Raw genomic sequence first — 6857 nt, 5'->3', positions numbered from 1 at the left:
CCCTGGTCCGGCGGGTCGGCCGTACCGCCGGGCGTTGGGCGCGAGCCGTACTGCTGCGCACCGCCGCCGTCCTCGCGCTCGTCGCGCTCTGGGAGGCCGCGCCCCGGCTCGGCCTCGTGGACGCCACCTTCCTGCCGCCCGTCAGCGAGGTCGCCGCCGCCTGGTGGGAGCTGCTCGGCGACGGGCAGCTCGCCGAGCACGCCCGGGCCAGCCTCGCCCGCTCCTTCGGCGGCTTCGGGATCGCCGTGGCCGTCGCCGTGCCGCTCGGGCTGCTCGTCGGCTGGTACCGGCCCGTCGCCGACCTGCTCGGCCCGCTGCTGGAGGTGTTCCGCAACACCGCGGCCCTCGCCCTGCTCCCCGTCTTCGTCCTGCTCCTCGGGATCGGCGAGACCTCGAAGGTGTCCATCGTCGTCTACGCCTGCCTCTGGCCGATCCTGCTCAGCACCATCAGCGCGGTACGGAACGCCGACCCCACCCTGGTCCGCCTCGCCCGCTCGATGGACCTCTCCACGCCCCGGCTGTTCCAGAAGGTGATCCTGCCGGCCTCGGTCCCCGCCGTCTTCACCGGCATCCGGCTGGCCGGAGCCGTCTCGATCCTCGTCCTCGTCGCCGCCGAGATGATCGGCGCCAAGGCCGGACTGGGCTATCTGATCAACGCCTCGCAGTACAACTTCGCCATCCCGCAGATGTACGCCGGCATCGTCACGATCTCCGCGATCGGCGTGGCCTTCAACCAGCTGCTGGTCACCGTGGAGCGCCGGCTGAGCCTGTGGCGCGTACCGGCTGCCGCCTGACCGGACGTCCGCTCCCCGACCCCCTCTTCACCGATGCCCTCCCCCGACTCCCTCGCCCCGCAAGGAAGCCCCATGACCCGCACCCTCCACCTCAACGCGTTCCTGATGAACGCCGGCCACCACGACGCCGCCTGGCGCCACCCGGGGTCCCAGCCCGAACGGGTCACGGACCTGCGCTACTTCCAGGAGCTGGCGCGGACCGCCGAACGCGGCAAGCTCGACTCCGTCTTCCTCGCCGACGGCCTCGCCCTGTGGGGCAAGGCCCGCTACAACGCCCTCGGCGGCTTCGAGCCGCTCACCCTGCTCTCGGCGCTGGCCGCCGTCACCGAGCACATCGGCCTGATCGCGACCGTCTCCACGACCTTCGACGAGCCGTTCCACGTCGCCCGCAGGTTCGCCTCCCTCGACCACCTCAGCGGCGGCCGCGCCGGCTGGAACATCGTCACCTCCGGCTCCGTGGACGAGGCCCGCAACTTCGGCCGGGACGAGCACCTGGAGCACACGCTGCGCTACGAACGCGCCCGCGAGTTCGTCGACGTGGCGACCAAGCTCTGGGACAGCTGGGAGGACGACGCGATCGTCCTCGACAAGGAACGCGGGATCTACGCCGACACCGACAAGCTGCACCCGGTCGCGCACCGCGGCGAGCACTTCGGCGTCGCAGGCCCGCTCAACGTACCGCGCTCCCCGCAGGGCCACCCGCTGCTCGTGCAGGCCGGCTCCTCCGAGGACGGCAAGGAGTTCGCCGCCCGGTACGCCGAGGCCGTCTTCACCGCCCAGCAGACCCTCGCCGACGGCCAGACCTTCTACAAGGACCTCAAGTCCCGCCTCGCCCGGCACGGCCGCTCCGAGCAGGACCTGCTGGTCCTGCCGGGCATCGCCCCGGTCATCGGCTCCACGGAGGCCGAGGCCAAGGCGCTGGAGCGGGAGCTGACCGAGCTCCAGGTGCCCGAGTACGGCCTCGCCCAGCTGTCCGGGATGCTGGGCGTGGACCTCACGGGCCTGCCGCTGGACGGGCCGCTGCCGGAGCTGCCCGAGGAGCGGGACATCAACGGCAACAAGAGCCGCTTCACGCTGGTCGCCGAGCTCGGCCGGCGCGAGGGGCTCACCCTGCGCGAGCTGATCGCCCGGCTCGGCGCCGGCCGCGGCCACCGGGTCTTCGCCGGCACGCCGGAGCAGATCGCCGACCAGCTCCAGGAGTGGTTCACGCACGGGGCCGCGGACGGGTTCAACATCATGGCGCCGGTCCTGCCCACCGGCCTCACCGACTTCGTCGACCACGTCGTGCCGATCCTCCAGCGGCGCGGCCTGTTCCGCTCGGAGTACACGGGCCGCACCCTGCGCGAGAACTACGGCCTGCCCCGCCCGGCCAACCAGTACGTACGGGCGGCCGGCTGATGACGGACCGGTGACCGGGCCGGTCGGCATGTCCCCCTTGCCCGGAACACCGGAACACCGGAACACCGGAACAGGGGGAACACGCCGGCCGGCCCGCTGCCGTGCCGGGGCCGTGTCCGGCGGGGTCAGACCGTCAGGACGATCTTGCCGCGGGTGCGGCCCGCGGCGCTGAGCTCCCAGGCCTTGGCGGCCTGCTCCAGCGGCAGCGCGTGCTCCACGTTGACCGTGAGGGCGCCCCGGTCGGCCAGCTCCGAGAGGAAGGTGAGGTCGGCGGTGTCGGGGCGGACCCACAGCTGGTGGGCGCCCTTGGCGGCGGCCTCCTGGTCGGCGATGGAGACGACCCGGTCCCGGTCGCGGACCAGGCCCTGGAGGATCTCGACCGCGCCGTCGCCGTAGAAGTCCAGGCCGGCGTCGATGCCTTCGGGCGCCAGCGCGCGGATCCGGTCGGCCATTCCCTCGCCGTACAGGACCGGCTCGGCGCCGAGAGAGCGCAGGTAGTCGTGGTTGTGGGCGCCGGCCGTGCCGATGACGCGGGCGCCGAGGGCGACCGCGATCTGCACCCCGAGCGAGCCGGTGCCGCCGGCGGCGGAGTGGATGACCACCGTCTCGCCGGCGGCGATGTCCACCCGGCGCAGCGACTGGTACGCGGTGAGGCCGGCCAGCGGTATGCCCGCGGCCTGCTCGAAGGTCAGCTCGCGGGGCTTGCGGGCCAGGGTGCGTACGGGGGCGGATATCAGCTCGGCGTAGGCACCGAGCTCCACCCACTCCTTGCGGACGTAGCCGTAGACCTCGTCACCGACGGCGTAGTCGAAGGTGTCCGGGCCGACCGCCTCCACGACGCCGGCCACGTCCCAGCCGGGGATGACCGGGTAACGGACTTCGAGGATGGGGTCGAGGTAGCCGGCGGCGAGCTTCCAGTCGACCGGGTTGACGCCGGCCGCCTTGACGCGGACGAGCACCTCGCCAGGGGCGACCTTGGGTGTCGGCGCGTCAACGATCTGCAGTTCGGCGGGAGTTCCGTAAGCGGTGTACGTGATTGCCTTCATGATCGACGACAACCGGGCGGCGTACGGCGGTATTCCTGGATTGCCCGTCGTACGCCGATTGCCGCCTCAGGCGGGCAGCGTGTTGCGGTGCGAGAGCCGGCGGGCCTTGCTGAGCAGGGCCTGGATCTGCGCGCCGGACTGCTCCACGTCCGTGAGCGGGGAGGGGAAGGGCAGCACGGCGTCGCGGTGGCCGCGGCGCTCCTCCAGCCGCAGGGTGATGCCGTGGCGGTCGAGGGCGAGCGGCAGTGCGCGCAGCACCCCGGCGGCAGCCCCGGTGGCAGCGCTGGCGGCCGGCTGCGGGCGCACCAGGCGCAGCAGCAGGGTGACCAGTTCGGGGTGGCCGTCGAGGAGGTGGGTGAGCATGCCCGCCTCGAACGGCGCGACCGGGTCCGGCGCGGCGGCCTCCAGCTCCTCCAGTCCGACGTACACGCGCCCCTCGGCGGTCTCCAGGACGGCCTGGTGGAAGGCGACGCACGTGGTCTCGTCCGGGTCCTGCGCGTACGGGGTGAGCAGGTGGCCGAGGATCGTGACGCGGGCGCGTACCCGGTCGCGTACGGGGGTGGGGGCGACATCGGTGAACTCCAGCCGGACGGCCGGGCCCGGGGCCCCGGCGGGGGCCGCGTCGGCGGCGTGCAGGTGCAGCCGGCCGAGCGGGTCGGAGTCGTCCAGGTGGCGGACCTCGGTGTGCAGCCCGTCCGTGACCACGGTCATCGAGTGGGCGGCGGCCAGGACCGACCGGATCCGCTCGGCAGGGGTCTGCCGGCCGGCCGGAGCGGGTCGTGCGGCTGCGGCGGTGGCTGCGGCAGTGGCGGTGGCGGTGGCAGCGGCCGTGCCGGTGGCCGTGCCGGTGGTCGAACGGGTGCGGTCGCCGGGCGTGCGCATGCGGATCTCTCCCTCGTCCCGAGTGGGTTAGGTATGCCTAACCTAACCCATTGGGGTCCGGGTGAGTACCCGGCGGGCCAGCCGGCCGAGCGCGCCGACGATCCGCTCCTGGCTGAATCCGAGCGTGTGCCGCTGGTGCTGGTAGACGTCCGGGGCGAGCGGGCTCAGCAGGATGTCCGCGCAGGTGTCGGCGTCCTCGACCCCCGCCTCCGCGAGGAGTCCCCGCACGTGCGCGCGCCAGTGCCCGTACGCGGCGCCGGTGAACCGCGCCGGACCGTCCCCCGCGCCCAGCGCCAGCGGGAGGTGCCGCTCCAGCAGGTCCGTGGCGGCGGAGTAGAAGGCGGCGAGCCGCTCGGCGGCGGGCGCACCCGGCCCGAGCGGCGCCGGGCCGAACGCCAACTGCCCCTGGAGGAGCCGCTCGTGCTCGTCGAGCAGGGCGACCGCTATCGAGGCGGGGCAGGGGAAACGGCGGTAGAGGGTGGCGCGGCCGACCCCGGCCGCCTTGGCTATCTGGTCCATCGTCACCGTCCGCGGATCCTGCTCGGTGAACAACTGCTCCGCCGCGGCGAGGATCTGTGCCCGGTTGCGCACCGCGTCTGCGCGCCGTCCGGGCCGGGCTGGTCGGGTGAGCTGGTTGGTCATGGCGCGACCCTACGTGCTTCGTGTCGCTGTTGGGCTGAACGGGTGAAACACGAGAGTATGGGGGGATGCACATGAAGCGTCTGGCCGAGGCGGCCCGGTGAGCAGGTACGACGTCACCGACGAACAGTGGGAGGGCCTTGCGCAGGTGGTGCCGCTGCGCGGCCGCAACGAGTGGCCCTCCCGAGTGGACCACCGCACCATCCCCACGGCCCCCGAGGCGGCGGCCGCCGCGCAGCGGCGCTTCGTCGTGATCCGCGTCCAGGTCTTCGCGGACGCGCGCGAGGTGGCGGAGTACCTGATCGCGCAGATCCCGGTGCTCCTCGACCTCACGAGCGCGGACACCGAGGTCGCCAAGCGGATCCTCGACTTCAGCAGCGGCGTGGTCTTCGGGCTGGGCAGCGGGATGCACCGGGTCGACCGGAACGTCTTCCTGCTCGCACCGGTCGGCACGGAGGTGGAGGGCATCGCGGCGGCGGCCGTGCCCCGGTCGTAGGCGGGGCGCGCGCCCTGGCTCCTGGCTGGAGGCGGGCCTCCGGCCTTTGGCCCATGGCGCTTGGCTCATGGCCTCTGGTCGGGGGCGGGTCCAGGCCGCAGGCGGCCTGCGGTCGTGGGCGCCATCGGCCGAACGCGCCCTGGTCGTGGACGTCTGCGGTGGTGTGGTGTGCACCCCGGGGCGTGGACGTTCCCCAGCCGTGGACGTTCCCGGCCCCAGAAGGCCCGCGGTTGTAGGTGCATTGCCGAAGGCGCCCTGGCCGTGGTCGCGCCGGTCGTCGAGGCCCTGGCGGCAGGTGGCAGGCGGCAGGCGGCTCGCGATCGTAGGCGCCCATCGGCCGAACGCGCATCGGCTGAACGCGCCATCGGCCGAACGCGCCCTTGGCCGTGGACGTTTCCGATCGTGGACGTCCCGGGACGTGGACTCCCGCGGTGGGTGTTCCCGGTCGCGTCTCCGCGGGTGGACGCTCGGGGTCGTGTGCGCCCCGGCAGTGGCCGTCCCCCGGCAGTGGCCGTCCCCCGGCCGGGGGCGTCCACGGCCCCATGCGGCCCCGCGCGTCCGTTATTTCGGGCGTCGGCGTCCCTCGATCGTAGGAAGACGGGGCTGGCGGAACGGTTCGGCGCGGGTGGTCGCCGTCCGGTCCGCCGTAGCGTCCGCGCATGGACGCCATGCTGGAGGCCGGGCGCCGCGCCCCGGCCGTCACCGAACCCGCCGCCCCCGCCGCCTCCTTATATCCGCAGTCCCGGGCATCCCAGCCATCCCAGCCGTCCCGGCTGTCCCCGCAGTCCCAGCCGTCCCGGCCGTCCTCGCAGTCCCGGCCATCCCGGTCGTCCCCGCCGCGGCACCCGGCCCGCCCCGTCGTGACGGAGCTGCGGCTGTCCGCCTACGGTCGGCACCGCGCGGCAGCGTTCGCGCTCGCGCCGGTCACGCTGTTCAGCGGGGCGAGCGGCAGCGGCAAGTCGCAGGTGCTCTCCGCCTACGAGGCGCTCGCCCGGCTCGGCTCCGGGGCCGAGCTCGGGGAGGTCTTCCCCGACCCGGGCGCCGCAGTGCCCGACCAGGCCCGGCCGGACGCCGAGCAGCGGCGGGGATTCCGGATCGGCTGCACGATCGACGGACCGGCCGGACCCGTCCGGCTCGACCTCGCCGTGCAGGCCGAGCCCGCCCTGCGCATCGTGGGCGAACGGCTCACGGCCGCCGACGGAGAGGTCCTGCTCAGCACCGCCCTGCGCGATCCCTCCCGACGCACCGTCCAGGCCGCCTGGCTGACCGGCGGCAGCATCGGCGTCACCCGTGCCCCGCTCCCCGACGACCGGCTCGGCACCGCGCTGCTCCCCCTGCGGGTCGCGGGCAGCACCCCGGGCCAGCAGCGGGTGCTGGCGGCGGCCGAGCAGGCGGTGGTCGCCCTCCGCTCGGTCTTCCCCTGCGACCCCGAACCGGCCCTGATGCGCGCCCCCGTCGCGCTGGACGGCGGACGGCTGCGCCCGGACTGCGCCAACCTGGCCGACGTACTGCACCGCGTCCGGCACGAGTGCTCCACCCGCCACGCACTGCTGGTCGAGGCGGCCCGCACCGGCTGCGCGGGACCGGTCCACGACCTGGTCG

Annotated in this window: 6 protein-coding genes and 1 pseudogene; 4 read left to right on the top strand and 3 right to left on the bottom strand. The window is 74.1% G+C overall.

What is annotated here, in order from left to right; genetic code table 11:
- Positions 1–2: 2 nt before the first annotated feature.
- A complete protein-coding gene (locus tag GPJ59_RS31570) occupies positions 3–794 on the top strand; it encodes an ABC transporter permease (protein ID WP_219671343.1) in 792 nt (263 codons plus the stop codon).
- A gap of 72 nt (positions 795–866) precedes the next feature.
- Positions 867–2192, top strand: coding sequence for an LLM class flavin-dependent oxidoreductase (locus tag GPJ59_RS31565; protein WP_219671342.1), 1326 nt, complete (start codon positions 867–869; stop codon positions 2190–2192).
- A gap of 125 nt (positions 2193–2317) precedes the next feature.
- Here the strand turns inward: GPJ59_RS31565 and GPJ59_RS31560 are convergent, their stop codons facing one another.
- The 3 genes from GPJ59_RS31560 to GPJ59_RS31550 all read right to left on the bottom strand — a co-directional run bounded on the left by GPJ59_RS31560 (position 2318) and on the right by GPJ59_RS31550 (position 4762).
- Positions 2318–3238 (bottom strand): NADP-dependent oxidoreductase, encoded by a 921-nt coding sequence (locus GPJ59_RS31560; RefSeq protein WP_219671341.1) that lies wholly within the window; start codon positions 3236–3238, stop codon positions 2318–2320.
- Between the two features lie 66 nt (positions 3239–3304).
- Positions 3305–4120: a DUF2470 domain-containing protein gene (locus GPJ59_RS31555; protein ID WP_258025216.1), complete on the bottom strand. Its 816-nt coding sequence runs from the start codon at positions 4118–4120 to the stop codon at positions 3305–3307.
- Positions 4121–4162: 42 nt separating this feature from the next.
- Positions 4163–4762: a TetR/AcrR family transcriptional regulator gene (locus tag GPJ59_RS31550; protein WP_219671340.1), complete on the bottom strand. Its 600-nt coding sequence runs from the start codon at positions 4760–4762 to the stop codon at positions 4163–4165.
- Between the two features lie 97 nt (positions 4763–4859).
- Here GPJ59_RS31550 and GPJ59_RS31545 point away from each other — a divergent pair, with 97 nt between their 5' ends.
- Positions 4860–5255 (top strand): cell division protein SepF, encoded by a 396-nt coding sequence (locus tag GPJ59_RS31545; RefSeq protein WP_219671339.1) that lies wholly within the window; start codon positions 4860–4862, stop codon positions 5253–5255.
- 860 nt (positions 5256–6115) lie between these two features.
- Positions 6116–6857 (top strand): annotated as a pseudogene (locus tag GPJ59_RS31540) (ATP-binding protein); the annotation flags it as partial.

Source organism: Streptomyces bambusae (assembly GCF_019400985.1).
Lineage (GTDB): Bacteria > Actinomycetota > Actinomycetes > Streptomycetales > Streptomycetaceae > Streptomyces > Streptomyces bambusae_A.
The sequence above is the reverse complement of the archived record's forward strand: the minus strand, read 5'-3'. Positions and strand labels throughout refer to the sequence as shown.

Coding starts and splice junctions, on each gene's coding strand:
- GPJ59_RS31560 (WP_219671341.1), bottom strand. CDS start 3,238: ATGAAGGCAATCACGTACACCGCTTACGGAACTCCCGCCGAACTGCAG.
- GPJ59_RS31555 (WP_258025216.1), bottom strand. CDS start 4,120: ATGCGCACGCCCGGCGACCGCACCCGTTCGACCACCGGCACGGCCACC.
- GPJ59_RS31565 (WP_219671342.1), top strand. CDS start 867: ATGACCCGCACCCTCCACCTCAACGCGTTCCTGATGAACGCCGGCCAC.
- GPJ59_RS31550 (WP_219671340.1), bottom strand. CDS start 4,762: ATGACCAACCAGCTCACCCGACCAGCCCGGCCCGGACGGCGCGCAGAC.